14 protein-coding genes are annotated in these 16410 nt (G+C 72.3%); 5 read left to right on the top strand and 9 right to left on the bottom strand.

Features of this window, described 5'->3' with window-relative positions; translation table 11 throughout:
- Window positions 1-29 precede the first annotated feature (29 nt).
- Window positions 30-2774, bottom strand: coding sequence for an alpha/beta hydrolase (locus tag H293_RS0107300; RefSeq protein WP_020117224.1), 2745 nt, complete (start codon window positions 2772-2774; stop codon window positions 30-32).
- 209 nt (window positions 2775-2983) lie between these two features.
- Between H293_RS0107300 and H293_RS0107305 the strand changes: the two genes are divergently transcribed.
- Window positions 2984-4336 carry a Gfo/Idh/MocA family oxidoreductase gene (locus H293_RS0107305; protein ID WP_020117225.1) on the top strand — a complete coding sequence of 451 codons (1353 nt, stop codon included), beginning with the start codon at window positions 2984-2986 and terminating at the stop codon, window positions 4334-4336.
- A 41-nt stretch (window positions 4337-4377) separates the two neighbouring features.
- Here the strand turns inward: H293_RS0107305 and H293_RS0107310 are convergent, their stop codons facing one another.
- Window positions 4378-4791, bottom strand: coding sequence for a Zn-ribbon domain-containing OB-fold protein (locus H293_RS0107310; protein WP_028807632.1), 414 nt, complete (start codon window positions 4789-4791; stop codon window positions 4378-4380).
- Window positions 4792-4977: 186 nt separating this feature from the next.
- Complete coding sequence (locus H293_RS0107315; RefSeq protein ID WP_020117227.1) at window positions 4978-5667, bottom strand: TetR family transcriptional regulator; 690 nt, start codon at window positions 5665-5667, stop codon at window positions 4978-4980.
- Window positions 5668-5826: 159 nt separating this feature from the next.
- Between H293_RS0107315 and H293_RS0107320 the strand changes: the two genes are divergently transcribed.
- Both H293_RS0107320 and H293_RS0107325 read left to right on the top strand, forming a co-directional pair.
- On the top strand, window positions 5827-6495 hold the full coding sequence (locus tag H293_RS0107320; RefSeq protein ID WP_020117228.1) for a peptidoglycan-binding domain-containing protein: 669 nt from the start codon (window positions 5827-5829) through the stop codon (window positions 6493-6495).
- Window positions 6496-6504: 9 nt separating this feature from the next.
- Complete coding sequence (locus H293_RS0107325) at window positions 6505-6996, top strand: flavin reductase family protein (protein WP_028807633.1); 492 nt, start codon at window positions 6505-6507, stop codon at window positions 6994-6996.
- Window positions 6997-7031: 35 nt separating this feature from the next.
- Here the strand turns inward: H293_RS0107325 and H293_RS0107330 are convergent, their stop codons facing one another.
- The 4 genes from H293_RS0107330 to H293_RS0107345 form a co-directional block, all read right to left on the bottom strand.
- Window positions 7032-9422: a SpoIIE family protein phosphatase gene (locus H293_RS0107330; RefSeq protein ID WP_028807634.1), complete on the bottom strand. Its 2391-nt coding sequence runs from the start codon at window positions 9420-9422 to the stop codon at window positions 7032-7034.
- 162 nt (window positions 9423-9584) lie between these two features.
- Window positions 9585-10151 (bottom strand): antibiotic biosynthesis monooxygenase, encoded by a 567-nt coding sequence (locus H293_RS0107335; RefSeq protein ID WP_033415301.1) that lies wholly within the window; start codon window positions 10149-10151, stop codon window positions 9585-9587.
- A gap of 48 nt (window positions 10152-10199) precedes the next feature.
- Window positions 10200-10580: a hypothetical protein gene (locus H293_RS0107340; protein ID WP_028807635.1), complete on the bottom strand. Its 381-nt coding sequence runs from the start codon at window positions 10578-10580 to the stop codon at window positions 10200-10202.
- 366 nt (window positions 10581-10946) lie between these two features.
- Window positions 10947-11870: a MurR/RpiR family transcriptional regulator gene (locus tag H293_RS0107345; protein ID WP_020117233.1), complete on the bottom strand. Its 924-nt coding sequence runs from the start codon at window positions 11868-11870 to the stop codon at window positions 10947-10949.
- Between the two features lie 168 nt (window positions 11871-12038).
- Here H293_RS0107345 and H293_RS59110 point away from each other — a divergent pair, with 168 nt between their 5' ends.
- Together H293_RS59110 and H293_RS0107355 are read left to right on the top strand one after the other, a co-directional pair.
- Window positions 12039-12203, top strand: coding sequence for a hypothetical protein (locus H293_RS59110; protein ID WP_020117234.1), 165 nt, complete (start codon window positions 12039-12041; stop codon window positions 12201-12203).
- A 40-nt stretch (window positions 12204-12243) separates the two neighbouring features.
- Window positions 12244-12645, top strand: coding sequence for a DUF3662 domain-containing protein (locus H293_RS0107355; RefSeq protein ID WP_020117235.1), 402 nt, complete (start codon window positions 12244-12246; stop codon window positions 12643-12645).
- Between the two features lie 29 nt (window positions 12646-12674).
- Here H293_RS0107355 and H293_RS0107360 read toward each other — a convergent pair whose 3' ends face one another.
- Both H293_RS0107360 and H293_RS0107365 read right to left on the bottom strand, forming a co-directional pair.
- On the bottom strand, window positions 12675-14354 hold the full coding sequence (locus H293_RS0107360; RefSeq protein ID WP_397895338.1) for a phospholipid carrier-dependent glycosyltransferase: 1680 nt from the start codon (window positions 14352-14354) through the stop codon (window positions 12675-12677).
- A gap of 93 nt (window positions 14355-14447) precedes the next feature.
- Window positions 14448-16379 carry a phosphatase PAP2 family protein gene (locus H293_RS0107365; protein ID WP_020117237.1) on the bottom strand — a complete coding sequence of 644 codons (1932 nt, stop codon included), beginning with the start codon at window positions 16377-16379 and terminating at the stop codon, window positions 14448-14450.
- Window positions 16380-16410: the final 31 nt, after the last annotated feature.

Here is a 16410-nt window from a genome sequence, read left to right on the forward strand (position 1 = left end):
TGCTGCCGGACGGCAGCGTGCTCACGGCCTCACGGTCGGTCGAGCACCGTCCCCGTCAGCGCCGGCGGGTCGGGCAGCGGGTTGGCGTTGCGGTCGGTCAGCGCCAGGCGCATCGACTCGGCCGGCTCGGCCACCTGGTCCCGGACGGTCGGCGTGATGAAGTCCACGCTGGTGCTGCCGGGCGGGATGTACAGCCACACCCACAGGTTCGCGTCGGACAGCCGGCGCTCGGGGTCGGGCACGTCACCGGACCAGTCCTTGAGCCACTGCGGGTCCACGTCCTGGGTGGACAGCTCGGTGCCCTCGGTGACCGGAACCACCCGCACCGGCTGCCAGATGTCCGCCATCACGGGCGCGTCGATGGACAGCCGCCAGGTCAGCGTCTCTCCCTCGGTCACCCGGTCCGCGACCGGCGACAGGGTGATCACCGGCTCGGGATCGTCGTTCTCGACCGTGAGCCCGCCCCGGTGACTGCCGACGACGGAGTTGTGGACGGCCTTGACCGCGATGGCGTGCTGCACGTTCTCGCCGTAGACCGTGTCGCCCTTCACCTCGACGGGTACGTCGATCGCGTTGCTGCCGGGCCGCACCGTCACCAGCTTGCTCTGGGCCCGGCCGCTGCCCGGTTCGAGGACGTACACCCGGACCTGGCCGCTGCCGTGCCCGGAGATCTTGACCGGGATCCGGTAGGTGCGGGTGCCCGAGTCGCCCTCCTTGACGATCGTGCGGCCCACGTCGACGCGGGGCAGCGCGGCCGCCTTGACCGCGGGAGTGCCCGGCGCCCAGCCCCAGGCGTCCATCAGCCAGGCCCGCCCGGACCGCGAACGGGGCGTCAGCTCAAGGGACTTCACGTGCCGGAGATCGAGCCCGGCCCGGGTCGCCGCCGTCAGCGGGACCCGCAGTTCCTGGGCCCAGTAGGACGCGGTCCTCGCGGAGCCCGGCAGGCCCGCCACCTCGGCCCGGCCCAGCGTCACCCGACGGCCCGCGGAGTCGGTGACGGACACGTCGAACTTCGTACCGGTCGTGTTCGGCGGAACGAAGACCCGCAGCGCGAGCTTCTGGGAGCCGTGCAGGGAGAGCGGCTTGGCGGGGGTGACGCGTGCGGCCGTGCCCGGTGCGGACCACTTCACGTCCACCGCGCCGCGGCCGGTCTCCTTCTCCGTCTCCCACCACGCGAAGTGGGGGGACGAGCCGGGGGTCTCCGGACCCAGACAGGCCACAGCCGGATCGGGGTCGATCGCCGAGCACAGCCGGGCACCGGTCACCTTGACCCCGGCGTCGGGCAGGAAGCCGCCGCTGCGGCGGCCGCCGACGGCGTGGGTCAGCACCCGGGCCGGGTCGGCGGACGGGGCCCGCCTGCCGGAACCGTCGAGGAGCGGACGCACCCGGTCGTCCCCGGCGACGAAGAGCCGGGCCGCCGCGGCGATGTAGGTGGATCCCGCCTTGTGCTGCTCGGCGGCGGTCAGCCGGGTCGGGGCGCCCGGTGTGCACACCGGGTCGGCCTGGTCCGGGTCGGTCCCGAAGTCGTCCTCGGCCGGGGCCTCGGCCTCGCCCGGAGTCCACTCGCTGTTGAAGTAGTTGTGGTTGGCGCCGACCACGTAGACCGCGCTGTGCAGCGCGGTGCCCCGGCTGACGCCACGGGTGCCGTCGACGAAGTCCTCGCCCTGGAGGTCGGCGACATCGCCGTCGCAGCCCGGCAGCAGGGTCACGGACGGCACGTCGGCGACCGGATTCTGGCCGAAGATCGTCGGTCCGATCAGCACGGTCCCGCGGATCTTCCAGCGCACCGGCCCCCGGTAACCGTCCTCGGCGGCCGGCGGCGGGTAGAGGCTGTCCATGGCGGCCCGGTTGACGCCCTCGCCGCCCCGCGAGTGGCCGACGAGCAGGACCCGGGAGAGGTCGGCCTTCGGCGCCTGGCGTACGACGGCCGGGGCGGTGGAGCGGTGGGCGGCCCAGTCGGCCCAGCGGGCGAGATGCTGCCGTACCAGCGAGGAGCGCGCCTGTGCGCCGGCGTCCTCGGCCTGCCAGTCCTGGGCGTTGATGCCGTTGGCCGAGATCGACACGGTCACATAGCCCTGGGAGGCCAGAAGCTTCTGGTCGCGCAGATAGCCCTTGTCGCTGGGGATCGGCTTGTAGCCGTCCGCGCAGGGCCAGTCGATGGTCGTGTCGTCCTCGCTGCCCGGCTTGTAGCAGGTGGAGTGGCGGCCGTGCAGGAACAGGGCGAGGGGCCGGCTGCCGGTGGCACCCTTGGGCGCCACCACCTGGGCCCGCATCTCGACCGGGGTGGCGAACCCCGGCAGGCGCACGGGGGCGAGGTCGTACGAGCCGCTGACCGTGCGGTACGAGCCGGGCTTCCCGGGGTCCACACCGTTCGCCGGTGCCCGCGCGGGGAGCCGCACCCCTTGTGCGTCGGACTCGCGCGGCTGGTCGGCCGCCGCGTCCAACCGGCGTCCCGCGGCGGTGACTTGCAGGTCGGTCAGTGCGGTGGATCCGGCTTCGTCGAGGGCGAGCCGGAAGGTCCGCCCGTCCTTCGCCGGCTTCGGTACACCGAGCAGCCGGTCGCCTGCGCGGAACTCGACCCGCGCGTCCCCCGTGGGCACGGACTTCGACGCGCGCCAGACCAGCTCACGCGCCCCGTGCTCCCCGTCGATCCGCCATCCCCGCGGAAGTCTGTTGTCGTCCGTAGTACTCAACAACCGTGTCTGGGAGGGCTGTTGAGCCTGTGCCAGTCCGGGCGAGCCCGCCAGGGCCGCCAGCACAGCCACGGCGGTCACGCATATTCGCCGGGCAGGGTTCAATGGTTCTCTCCCAAAACCCCGTGCGCAGACGTCCCGTCGGTCCCGGGCGCCTCTCGCGTCACATAGGACGGGGGAGGGGGGTCTGTGGGTTGTCTCTGCGCAACCGTGGATCGCGGGCCGACGACGCGAACAAGCCAACGACGTCGCGGGGACTAGCGGATCACCGGTCGGGGGAGGCGCTGTCCATGAGCCGAACTCCCCACCTCCGCGCGGCCGTCGTCGGCACCGGCCACCGCGCCCAGCTGTTCACCCGGGCCCTCGCCGCACGCCCCGGCCACCGCGTCGCCGCCCTGTGCGATCCCAGTCCCACCCGTATGGCCTTCCACAACCGTCTGCTCGCCGAGGCCGGCGAACCGGCCGCCGCCCAGGGGGAACCCGAAGGCTTCGCCCGCCTGCTGGCCGAGGAGGGCATCGACGAGGTCGTCGTCACCACCGTCGACGCCGAGCACGACCGCTACATCGTCCCCGCGCTCCAGGCGGGCTGCCGGGTGGTCACCGAGAAGCCGATGACGGTGGACGCCGACCGCTGCGCCCGCATCCTGGACACGGTCAAGGCCACCGGCAACTCCCTCACCGTCGCCTTCAACTACCGCTTCAACCCCGTGCACGAGAAGGTGCGTACCCTGCTCGCCGACGGCGCGATCGGCGAGATCCTCTCCGTGCACTTCGAATGGCTCCTCGACACCCGCCACGGAGCCGACTACTTCCGCCGCTGGCACCGCGAGAAGCGGTACAGCGGCGGTCTGATGGTCCACAAGGCGAGCCACCACTTCGACCTGGTCAACTGGTGGCTCGCCGACGAGCCGCAGGAGGTCTTCGGCTACGGGCGGCTCGGTTTCTACGGCCCTGAGGCGGGCGCACGCCACGGCCTGCGCCGCGACTACACCCGGGCCCACGGGGCCGCCCCGGCCGCCGACGACCCCTTCGCCCTCGATCTCGGGGCCGACGACACCCTGCGCGCCCTGTATCTGGATGCGGAGCAGGACGACGGATACCTGCGCGACCGCAATGTCTTCGACGGGCCGATCACCATCGAGGACGACATGGCGCTCGTGGTCCGCCACGCCCGGGGCGCGACGATGACGTACCACCTCACCGCCTACTCCCCCTGGGAGGGCTACCGGGTCATGTTCAACGGCAGCGCGGGACGGCTGGAACTGGAGGTCGAGGAGAGCCGCCGGCAGGCGCCCCGGACCAGAATCACCTCGGCGAGCGGCGCGCTGCACGGGGACACCGCGGCCGACCACGCGGGCGGTGCGCGGCTCACCCTGCGGCCCCTGTGGCAGCCCCCGGTCGACGTGCCGCTCGTCACCGCCCACGAAGCGCACGGCGGGGGAGACCCGCGCATGCTCGACGCCCTCTTCGGGCCGGTGGACACCGGTGCGGGGCCCGCGAGCGAGGACACCGGTGCCGCGACGCATCCGACGGCCACCGAACGGGACGGTGCCCTGGCGCTGGGCGTGGGCATCGCCGCCAACCGGTGCTTCGAGACGGGTCAGCCGGTGCGGGTGCGCGATCTGATCCCCGGGGCATGGTGAGACGTGCGGTTCCGTTCGCCCGCGCGGGAACCGACGGCGCGTCAGCTCCAGGCGCGGTAAGGCTCGTCGAGGAGCTGGAAGACCGGCTCGCCGCGGACCGGGTCCTTGGCCGTCGACATCCGCACCCGGTCACCGCTGTGGATCGCGGCGGGCGGGCCCATGACCCGGCCCCGGACGACGAAGCCCTCGGCCAGCTCGATCAGCGACACATTGCGGGCGGCGGGGGTGTTGCGGTGGACCACCGTGGAGTGGCGGACCGTGCCCACCCCCTCGCTGCGCTCCGTGCGCAGGTCTCCGCCCTGGCAGACCGGACACAGCAGCCGGTGGTACATCGCCGTGCCGCACCAGGTGCAGCGCTGGAAGAGGATCGCGTCCGTGGCCGGGGCGGCGGGCTCGAGCAAGCCCGTCGCGGATCCGGCTGCCTGACGAGCCATGCTTCCTGAGTGGTGGTACACGCTGGTCAACTCCCTGCGCTCGGCCGGAATCCCACGTGCTCGGGTAACCGTGCACGGACGTGCGCGGCTCCTCGTGCCGCCGTGCACATCGTCAGCGTATGGCACTGAGTGTCGGCCGTAAAGGTACTGCGTACCCTCTTTTTGGGCGGGCGGCTCGCGGGCTCCTCCGGCCGGTTCCGGCGCGGCTCAGTCCCGGTCGAGCGTGGACTCGATCTCCTGGACCACGCGCCACATGGGGGCGCCGCGGCGGGAGACGATCACCACCACGTCCTCGGGCGGCGCGTCGGCGGCGGGCGCTCCGGCCGCCCCGAAAGCGGCCTGGACATAGCCGAGCGCGTGCTCCACCGCCTCCTCGGCGTCGCCCTGCCCGTCCGAGCGCAGCCAGGAGCGCAGGGCGTTGTTGTGGGCCGCGGCCACGGCGGCGGCGATCACGTCGGCCCGCAGCGTCCCGTCGTGCAGCCCCTTCAGGCGCCCGCGCAGATACTCGGCGAAGGAGCGCTCGTAGCGCCACACCACGGACAGCTCATAGGCGCGCAGCCCCGGCACCTGCTTGGTGAGGCGGTAGCGCTGGACCGAGAAGGTCGGGTTCTCGGTGTACATGCGCAGCACCAGCCGCACCGCCTCGCAGACCCGTTCCAGCGGGTCGCACCCGGGGTCGCTCGCGGCCAGGAAGGCCGTCATGTCGGTGAGGCACCGCTCGTGGTCGGGGAAGACCACGTCCTCCTTGGACGGGAAGTACCGAAAGAACGAGCGGCGCCCGACCCCGGCGAGCGTGACGATGTCATCGACGGTGGTCTGCTCGTAACCCCGTTCCAGGAACAACTGGAAGGCGGCCGCGACCAGCGCGTCCCGCATGGCGGGCTTGGTGGAGCTCATGGTCGCGAACGTAGCACCTGAACCGCCATATGGCACTGGGTGCAGTCCCCCAGGGAACTGAGTGCTGTTCTCCGTGCGCTGAACTCCCGGACCCGCGGCGCCGTATCACTTGCCGGGGGCCGGTTCAGACCCGTGTGCGCGGGACGGAAGGAGACCAGGATGCCGACACCGTCCGACCGAGGGGCGCCGCCGGACCGGACGCCCCTCGAACCCATCAGGGTGCTGCGTCCGCGCCGTACCGACGCGCTCGCGGAGCTGATGAAGGACATGCCGCCCCGCTCCCCGGTCGGATACGACTCCTTCGCCCTGCCCGGGCCGCCGTCGGGAACCGAGGAGTCGACCCAGGAACTGCCGCCCGTCAGGGACGACCACGACCGCACGCGACGCTCCCGCGACATCCCCCGCGGCCGGGTGCCGGGACTGCGCCGTACGGCGATCGCGATGGCCGTGACCGCGGCCGCGGTGATCGGCTTCGGCTGCGCGCTCCTGCTCGCGGACCGGGGGGAGACCACCGCCGCGGCGGCCCCGCGGCCGACCGCGACCCCGTCCGCAGCCCCCACACCCACCCCGACGGCCTCCGGCGCCACCGACCCCGACGGCTCCGGCACGCTCCGCCAGGGAGACAGCGGCCCCGAGGTGAGCGACCTCCAGGAACGTCTGCGGCACATCCCGAACGTGTACGACAACGGCTCCACCGACGGCACCTACGACACGACCCTGACCGAAGCCGTGGCCCGTTTCCAGCTCTGGTACGGCATCCGCGGCGACGAGGACGGCGTGTACGGCGACGACACACGGCGTGACCTGGAGTCCCGCACGGGAGGCTGATCGGGGAGGATGGCGGGCATGGACGCGTTCATCGACCGGCTCGACCCCGACATGTGTGTGGTGACCGCCGCTGCGGACGGCGACCGCGCGGGCTGTCTCGTCGGATTCGCCTCACAGTGCTCGATCGAGCCCGTGCGGTACGCGGTGTGGCTGTCGAAGGCCAACCGCACCTACCGGGTGGCCCGGACCGCGCCCCGCCTCGCCGTCCATCTGCTCACCCGCGAACAGCGTGGCCTCGCCGAGCTGTTCGGCGGGGAGACGGGGGACCGCACGGACAAGTTCGCCCGGGTCCGCTGGCGGGAGGAGGCCGGCGGGGCGGTCGTGCTGGACGAGGCCGCGGCCTGGTTCGTCGGCACGGTCGTGCTGCGCGTCGAGGGCGGCGACCACGTGGGGTTCGTCCTGGAACCGGAGACGTGGGGCGGAGGCGAGGACACCGAGGGCGCGAGGCTGCTGCGGCTGTCGGACGCGACCTCCATCTCGCCCGGCCACCCGGCGGACTGAGCCAGGACGCCCGTACCGCGCGTGGTTCCGGCGGCTCACTCCGGCCCGGACGGCACCCGGATGTCCACCACGCAGACGTCGTCGCGCCGCTCGCCCTCCAGCACCGAGGCCAGCAGCGGGGCGAGGGAGCCGGGCTCGTCCGTGTGGTGGACCGCGACGGCCGCGGCGAGCCGGTCCAGACCGAGGTCGATGCCCTCCGAGGGCCGCTCGACCAGGCCGTCGGTGTAGAACAGCACGCGGTCACCCGGCTCCAGGACGCAGCGTGCCTCCTGGAAGTCCGGATCGGAGCACGCCCCCAGCAGTATGCCGAGCGGGCGGTCCAGATAGCGCACCTCTCCACCGCGTACCAGCAGCGGTGGCGGATGACCGGCCTGGGCCCACACCAGGCAACGCTCGCCGGGGTCGTAGCGGGCCAGGACCATGGTCGCGGTGCCGTGGGAGTCGCGCGAGTGCAGCAGCAGGGTGTTGAGACGGGCGAGCGCCCCGGTCAGCGACGAGCCCGTGATGACCATGCCCTTGGCGGTGAAGCGCAGTTGCGCCATCGTGGCCACGGCGTCGATGCCGTGTCCGGCGACGTCCCCGACCACGAACAGGGCGTCGCCGTCGGGCAGTTCGATGCTGCTGAACCAGTCGCCACTGACGTGGATCCCCGAATGGGCGGGCAGATAGGCCACTTCGACCCGCAGGCCGGCGAGACGGACCGGCCGGGTGGGCAGGGGCAGCAGCGCGTGCTGGAGGCGGGCGGCCAGGGTCCGCTCGGCGTGCAGCACCCCGTGCTGCGTCACGATCTCCTGCTCGCTCTCGACGAGGGCGAGTTCGGCGCTGCGCTGCGCGGTGAGGTCCTGGACGAACCCGTGCACCTCCACGGGTTCGTTCTCGGTGTCCGTCACCACTTCGGCGACCATCCGCAGATGGCGGACCTCGTCCCCGGCCCGGATCCGGAACGGGACGTCGAACTGGCGCCCCGAGCGCAGGAGTTCCCGCACGGCGTGGGCCAGCACCGGAGCGTCCTCGGGCAGTGCGAGCCCCGGAAGGTCGGCCAGCCGGACCGGTCCGAGCACGGGGTCCCGGCTCATGACGAGGAAGGTCTGGGAGGACCAGCTGCCCTCGCCGGTGACCAGGTTCCAGTTCGCCCAGCCCAGGTTCCCCAGCCGCTGCACGTCCGCCAGGCGCTGTTCCTGCCGGTCGGAGGAGTCGTGGCGGACCCAGGTGACGACCAGGGCGCCGCCGAGGCGGGCCGCGTGCAGGGCGTAGGTGGACAGTTCGGCGGCGCCGTCCACGACCTCCTGGTAGGCGAACGGCTCGCCCTCGAACGGCTCGCCGGTGGTCAGGGTGCGCAGACAGCCGTGCCACACCGCATCGTCCGCGATGCTCGGGAAGCACTCGAGGATGCGTCGGCCGAGCAGCTGCCTGCCGGTGCGGCCCACGACGTCGACGGCCTGCTCGGTGGCGGCGTCGATGCGGTAGTCCTCGACCTCTCCGGCGGGGCCGCGCAGCGGCGTGAGGAGCATCGCCGAGCCCGGCAGCGAGTCGAACACGGGCTGGACGGCGGCGGCCGCCGCGGCGGTGCTGTGCTCCGACCGGGCGCCGAAGGACCGCAGCCAGCCCGCGCACAGCCGGACGACGGCCCGCAGGAGCTGTCGGTCCTGCGCGGAGAACGGCCCGCTTCGCGCGCGCAGGATCCCGATGCAGACCTCGGCCTCGTCGCCGGTCGGCACCGGCAGCCAGGCGCGGGACAGCCAGCGCTCGGGCGGGTTCCCTATCAGCAGGTGCCGGTCCCGGTCCGTCGCGAAGTCCTCCAGCCAGCGGGGCTCCCGAGCCCGGAGCGCTTCGAGCGCCGCGACGCCGCTCAGCGGGGGAACCCGCGCCCACTGCGCGGCCAGCGTGGCGTCGATGCCGGCATGGCCGATCAGTTCGAGCCCTCCGGTCCGCAGCGAACGGAAGAGCAGCAGCGCGTCCGCGTCGACGTCCGCCCTGAGCTCCTCCAGGAGACAGCCGGCCAGGTCCTGGGCGGTGGCCACATGGACGAGGGCCTTGCCGAGGCGGCCGAGCGCGGTGAAGCCGTCGTCCAGGTCACAGGTGTCCCGTCCGGCGGGAACGGCGGTATTCGGCCGGACGGACGGGGGATGCGTCGGCGCGGGGATCGCGGGCGGGGTCGCGCCGGGAGCGTCGCCGCCGACGCGGGATTCCGTCGTGGTGCCGAGTGGGGGCAGGGAGCCGAGGGTGATCCAGCACTCCTCCAGCAGCGTGCGGTCGCCGGCCTTGGCGCGCTGCAGCAGATCCTCGCCGGCCGCGTCCGGAGTGCACCCGGTCAGCGCCATGATCGCGCCCTTGGCACGCTCCATCACCGCCGAGGTGACGGCCTGGTCCCGCAATCGGTCCATTTCGGCACGTTGTCTGGCCACGACCTTGGCCAGCGCGGCCATGTCGGGCGCGGTGCCGGCGTGCGTAGGGCCGGTTGACTCGCTCGTCACGTGTTGAGCATTGCACATGGGCCAGGTGCCGATCGCACAGTTGTGAACACGCATCCCACACACCGGTGACACCGGCGGTTGACGAAACCGGCCGGGCCCCCGGTTCGTCACGGGTCAGTGGTCGGGCGGCGGGTAGAGCCACCGTCGCAGCACCCGGCTCAGCAGGGGCATCACCAGATACGTGAGCACCGGCAGCAGCACCACCGGGAACACCGCGGCCCGCAGCGGCAGGGGCCAGGCGGCGGTGTGGGGCGCCACCAGCCACTGGATCAGCAGTGTGCTCGGGAAGGCGCCGAGGAACGTGGTCAGCACCATCTTCCAGCGGACCGGGGGCCGCACGGTGGTGCCGGGCAGACTGAACCAGGTCTCGAGCCCCGTCGTCGACTGCCGTTCGCTGCCGAGCTCCGTGGCGATGCCGTCGATCCGCGCGTGCCAGGCCGCCCGCTCGTCCGACTCCAGCCAGGCGCCGAGCCGGCTGGAGTCGGACCAGCGCAGTACCGCGTGGAAGCGGTGGCCGTCCTCGGGACGCAGCCAGGAGACGCCCTCGTTGCCGGGGAACCGCCGGGCACAGCGGGTGATCCCGAGCGTCCAGCGCTCGAACTCCTGCTCCCGGCCAGGGCGCACCTGCCAGGTGAGGACCGTGGTGACGGGATCGCCGCGTCGTACGTCGGTGGTGCTCATGTTCACCACGGGTCCCACGTACGGCGTGGGTCATGCCCTGCGGGAGGGTCAGCGCCCGTGTTGGTGGTCGACCAGGGCCTGGGTGACCGCCCGGATGCTGCGGGCGATGTGCTGGAGCTGGAGGACCTCGGCCGCGTACAGCTTGATCGTGTGCTCGATGACCGACTCCGGCAGCCCGAGCGCCGGCAGGTCCGCGCGGGCGGTCTGCAGCGCGGTGCGGGCGACCCGGATCTCGTGCTGGACCTGGATCTGCGCGTGCCGGGCGAGGAGGACGGTGTGCCGCATCAGGGCCGGATAGCTCGCGTACCGCGCCGGTACCAGCTCGCGCAGCCACTTGACCGCGGAGCGCTCCCAGTCGTAGCTGCCGGGCGTCTTGACCTGGCAGGGCCAGTCCGGGCCAGGACGGGTGGTGGTGCGCGTGGTCGTCATCAGAGCCATGGTGTTCGCTTCCGGGTGTGCGGCGTCGTGGCGGGTGGTCCGACGTGGTTGGGCGGCCCCGGTCTAGGGGATGACCGGGGCCGCCACGGGCTCGCGTGCAGGCGAGGCCCTACCGAACACCCCGAAGCGCCGACGCGGGTAGGTGACGACGGCCCGGGATGTCCGTAACAGGAGCCCTCTCGGGCGGTGTGGGGGTGGGGACGGGGACAGGGGTGCGGACGGTCCCGGAGTGGTCCGGGGGTGATCCGTGAGCAGTATTTATATATGCCGAGCGCTTGGCAAGGCGTATGAAAACATTCATGCTCGATTTATTGCGGATAGGCCTGGTGTGAGGCGTATGGCGGGGGTGGGAGGGGGTCAGTCCCTGAGGAAGAACTGGTGCTGGTCGGAGATCTGCTCGTACTCCTCCAGCCGCGCCTGGGTGCGCTCGGGGTCGGCGTCGGTCATGGCCTGGAGCAGGGCGGCGGCGATCACACCGGGTGCGGCGTAGGAGTCGAAGACCAGCCGGGAGCCCGTGCCGGTGGAGAACAGGACGTCCGCCTCGTCGGCCACGTCCCCGAGCGCCAGGTCCGTGACGAGGGCGATCTTCAGTCCGGCACTGCGGGCGACCCGCAGGGCGGTGAGGGTCTCCTGGGCGTGCCGGGGCATCGAGAACGCGAGCACCCAGGTGCCGCCCGCCTCGCGTGACTGAAGGAGAGCGTCGTAGGCGACGCTGCCGCCGCGGGTGACGAGCCGTACGTCGGGATGGATACGGCGTGCCGCGTAGGCGAAGTACTCGGCCAGGGACGCCGAGATGCGCAGGCCCAGGATGGTCAGCGGGGTCGACTCGGACAGCTTGCGGCCGAGTTCGATCATCCGGTCGGGGTCGGCGAAGTCGCGGCGCAGGTTCTCCAGGTTCTCGATCTCCGCGTCGACCGCGGCCTGGAGTTCGTTGCCCCGTGACTCGTCGTCGGCGACCGGTCCGCCGGCGAGCGTGCCGAGCGCGATGGCCTGGAGCTTCTCCCGCAGGGCGGGGTAGCCGCTGAAGCCCACGGCCGCGGCGAACCGTGTCACCGAGGGCTGGCTCACGCCCACGCGATCCGCGAGATCGGTGATGGAGAGGAACGCCGCTTCGGTGATGTGCTCGATCAGGTACTGCGCGATGCGCCGCTGCCCGGGGGAGAGGCGGGGCCGGTCGAAGAGTGTCCTGAGCTGGGAGGCCGGGGCGGCCTCGGCCTCCGGTGCGGTCTTTCCCGAGGTGATCGCGGATGCCTGGGCGCGTGCCTGCTGCGGCGATGACACCGGGGCGCCTCCTTTGTCTGCCACGGGGAGTCAACATAGCTCACACACCTCGATGACCAGCGCTTGTACAAGGCGTCCGGCGAGCGTGGATCGGGACGGGTACGCGGCGCCCGAACGGGAACCCGCCGCTGGGCAAGACCTTCGACGACACCTGAGGAGCAGCCCCGCATGGCAGTCCCCGAGGAGAACCGGCGCGAGACCGGCACCACCGACGGCCTCTTGGCAGACCACCGCGAGGAGAGCGAGGCCCCCGCCCCCGGTGGCAGCGGACGCACCCTGCGCGAGGCGTTCGAGGAAGCGCGGGTGGAACCCGACGACTTCGCCCAGGAATGACACCGGACGGGAAACCAGAGCTTTCGGCAGGTGAGACGCAATGGGTGCGCTGAGCGCGCTGGAACAGGCAATGGAGCACGGGTGGGAGGCGCTGTGGGCGCGGGTCGTCGGCCGGGAACCCGTCGAACTCCTCGACGCGCTGCGCCGCGAGTGCGACAGCAACGTGGTGGTGTGCAGTGAGAGCAGGGTGGTGGTCCCGAACGCGTACGACGTCGAGCTCGCGGACTTCGCCTACGACGAACTGGTGCGCCGGGGCAGCGATGTGGGCCAGGAGCTGACGGACAGCCTGGCCCGGCACGGCGAGCGGCAGGGCTACGAGTGGGCGGGGCCGCTCACCGTGCACATCTCCCGTTCCGACCGGGTGCCCAACGGCCGTTACCGCGTGACGAGCGGGGCGATGCCGCACGTGAGCGCCGAGGGGTTCCAGCAGGCGGTCCACTGAGCGGGGGCGGGGCACGCGCGGCGCGGGGGTCATCGGCGGTAGATGGTGATCGAGTGACCGACCTCGTCGACCGGACGGCTGCTGTCGATCAACTCGGCCAGCCGGCCCCTCGCCTTGGCGACCGAGGAGTCCGACACGACCAGGAGTCCGCGCACCTCGCCCACCGGTGCCTCGCGCGGGTCGGAGGCCTCGATGCCGTAGGCGGAGGGCACCCCGCTGCCCTTGTAGACGAGCCAGATCCGCTCGCCCGGGTAGCGCTCGCGCAGCCGGTCGGCGAGCCGGCCGAGGTCCTGGCCCCAGTCGACGTTGGCGTCGTGCAACCGCAGATGGGTGCGGGCCGGTCCGCCGAACGCCTCGTTGGAGTACGGCAGATAGAAGGGAAAGGTCAGCAGCGAACTGACCGCGACGAACAGCACCAGTGCCCCGGTCGCGATCGTCGCCCAGCGTCGGCGCACCGCGAGGACACAGCCCGCGGCCACCGTCAGGAACATCGGCAGGAAGAGCGCGTACCGGGTGCCGAAGTCGCGTGAGCCCGTCATGGCCGAGGCGAGCAGCACCGCGGCGGGCACCAGCAGATACGGCGCGGCGGGCCGCAGCCGCCGTACCGCCACCAGCACGACGGCACCCGCCGCCCACAGCGCGAGCAGGCCCAGCGGCGTCTTCACCAGGAGGGCGGCGGGCAGGTAGTACCAGAGGTGCCCGGTGTACACCCGCCCGAACAGGAAGCCCTCCCACGGGTAGTTCTCGAAGTGGAACTGGATCCGCATCCCGTCCGCGTAGGCCTGGGGGAACGGCAGCAGCTCGACGAGGAGCCCACGCAGCCCGTGCACCACCGGCACCTGGTCCTGGGACGTCCACCGCAGCCGGGGATCGACGACGAGATACGAGGCCCATACGACGGCTACGGCGGCCAGGGTCAGGACCGCGGCCCCGGCGAGCACGTGGAGCAGCCGTCGGCGCTTCTCGTCACCGCGACGCGCGGTCCACACCGAGAGAGCGGCCAGCCCCAGCAGGACCGGCACGGCCGACAGCGCGCTCATCTTGGTCGCCAGGGCCGCGCCGAGCGCCAGACCGGCGAGGGGCACGTACAGCCGTGGGCGTACGCGGGCCCGCCAGAGCAGCCACACCGAGGTGAGCAGGAAGCCCGCCATCGGCACGTCAAGCGTGGCGAGCGAACCGTGGGCGACGACGTCGGGGGAGAAGGTGTACAGGGCGAGCGCGGCGAGCCCTGCCGCCCTTCCGGCGAGTTCCCGGGCGAAGGCGAACACGACAAGGCCGAACAGCAGCGTCAGCACGATCACCGGGAGCCGGGCCCAGAACATCAGCCGCCAGGGGTCGTTGCCCGACTCGTACAGCAGATGGGGGCCCAGGCCGATCTGGGGCCCGTCGAACGCCGTGTCCACGTGCGGGTCGGCGATGGCCACCCCGACGGTGATCACCAGCTTGCCGAGCGGCGGGTGCTCGGGGTTGTAGCGGATGCCCTGACCGTGCAGGTACTCGGCGGCCGTGGCCACATAGACGGGTTCGTCGATCGTGGGCGTCTGCTGCACGGCGGTCGTCACCATGGCGGCCGCCATCTGCGCGAGCAGCACGACGACGAGGAGCGGCACCAGCCACCGCCGGACCGGTCGCGGCCGCCGTACCTCGTCGTCGTGGGCCCCGGACTCGGGAACCGCGTCCAGGACCGTCTGCTGCTCGCTCGCCATCATCCGCCCCGCGGTGAGACCGGCCTGGCCGTGGCGGGAGCGATCCGGAGGCACCTCATGAGGGCCACTCTCGCATCAGCTCCCGCCCCGCGGGCGTCACCGCTTCAGGAGTCGTACCGACAGACCTTCCGTCGTGTAGACGGGTACGGCCCGCAGGGTGTCGGAGTTCAGTTCGACGCGGTCGAACTGTCCGCGCAGGCCGTGGCAGCCGAGAACGCGGACCGTGCGCCCCGCCTTCGGAGGGTTCTTCGCGTCAAGCTTCAGCGAGAGCACGCTGCCCGCGCCGAGCACCGCGCGCCGGGTCACCTCCAGGACCGGCTCCTGGCCCGAGCGCAGGGTCAGTTCCAGCGCGCCGGACTCCTGCGCGTACGTGCCGTGGACCTGGAGCGATCCGCCGCCCAGCGCCAGCTTTCCGCCCTGCACCCGCACATCGCCGTGACCGAGCGCGTGGGCCGAACCCGCGACCAGCACGCCCTCCTTCAGCACGGTCCCGCCGGTGTACCGGTTGTGCCCCGTCACGGTGAGCGTGCCGCTGCCCCGCTTGGTCAGCGAGCCACAGCCGTCGATGTCGTTGCGCCAGGAGTCGGCCGCGTGGAAGCCGCCCTTGGCCGCGTCCAGGGTGACGGTGACGTCGGATTCGAAGGAGCCGTAACCGTCGGCCGCGGCGAACAGGTTGAGCCGGCCCCACTGCTCGAAGCCGTCGAGGAGGACATACCCGGAGGGCAGCGCGGTGGTCCGCAGCACCGCACGGCGCTGGGCGGCGTCCAGGTACGGCTGCCGGGTCTCCAGCAGCACCTCGGCGCCCTTGGGCACCGTGAGGGGCTTGCCGTGGCCCTCCCGCCTGAGCACGTAGGTCAAGCGGGGTGTGACGGCGCGCTGGTTCGCCTCCCGGTCGGCGTAGGCGTCGGCCGGGTCCGAGTGGGCGTAGGCGAACAGGGTGTCGGCCGTGGTGCCGGTCTGCTGGGTGAAGTACGCGAGTGCCTGGGCGCGGGCCGCTGCCTTGAGTTCCGCGTTCGCCGGGTCCGCCAGCGTGGCGGCGGCCAGGGCGGTCGCCATGATCCGGCCGCCCATGACGTCGACCGTCGAGTGCATGCCCGCCAGGATCCGGGTGTGGCTGAGCTCCATCGCGCGCGTGACCAGCTCCTGGAACCGCTCGGGCACGGCGTAGGCGTAGGCCAGCGAGGCCAGGTGGTAGGCGTTGGTGTGGCCGCTGGGGAAGCCGCCGTCGTCCGCCGGCGAGCTGCTGCGCTGGCGCAGCAGCTGGGGCGCGACGACCACCTTCGAGTCGTACACCGGGTAGCCGAGGTCGTCCTTCTTGCCGGTGTCGACGACCTGGCTGTCCTCGTTCATGCGCCACGGGCGCGGATACAGATAGGCGTACTTCGACGGGTTGCCGGACGCCCAGTTGCCGCGCAGGGTGTCCACCAGTTCGGCGACCTTGCCGAGTGCCGAGTCGTGGGAGCCCGCGCCGAGCGCGGAGCCGGCCGGGGCGTTCGCGGGCACGGCGTCGTCGATCGTGGTCGGGGGCGTGCCGTCGGGCGCGCTGGTGATCGACGTGACCGCCTTGGCGCCCGCCTTGTACAGGGCGGAGAGCGGGCCGAGGCCGTCGATCGTCGAGTAGCTCTGGTGCATACGGTCGTAGAGGAACGCCAGCTTCGCCTCGGCCGGGGTGCGCCGGGTCGTGACGTCGATGCAGTACCGCACGTTGGCGCGCAGGATGTCGGGACGCAGCGGGATGCCGGTGTTCCAGGCGTCGCCGGTCTTCCATATCTGCGCGAAGCCGTCCAGGGCCCGGACGACCGCGTTGGTCTCGGGGGTGCGGTTCGCCGACAGGTTGGTCTTGTAGTCGTCGACGAACGCGAGGGTCGCGGCGGCGGCCTTCGCGTCCGCGGCCGCCAGCCAGCTGACCAGGGTCGGCGCGGCCAGGACCCCGGCCGAGGCGCCCAGGGACGTCTTGAGGAATCCCCTGCGTCGCATGGCACGTTCGGTGACCGGCGCGGGGGAGTGCTGCCCGGCGGAAGACGGCATGGGTGGGCCTCTCTTGAGTTCTGCGGCCGTA

Origin of the sequence: Streptomyces canus 299MFChir4.1, from assembly GCF_000383615.1 — a bacterium.
Classification (GTDB): Bacteria; Actinomycetota; Actinomycetes; order Streptomycetales; family Streptomycetaceae; genus Streptomyces; species Streptomyces canus_C.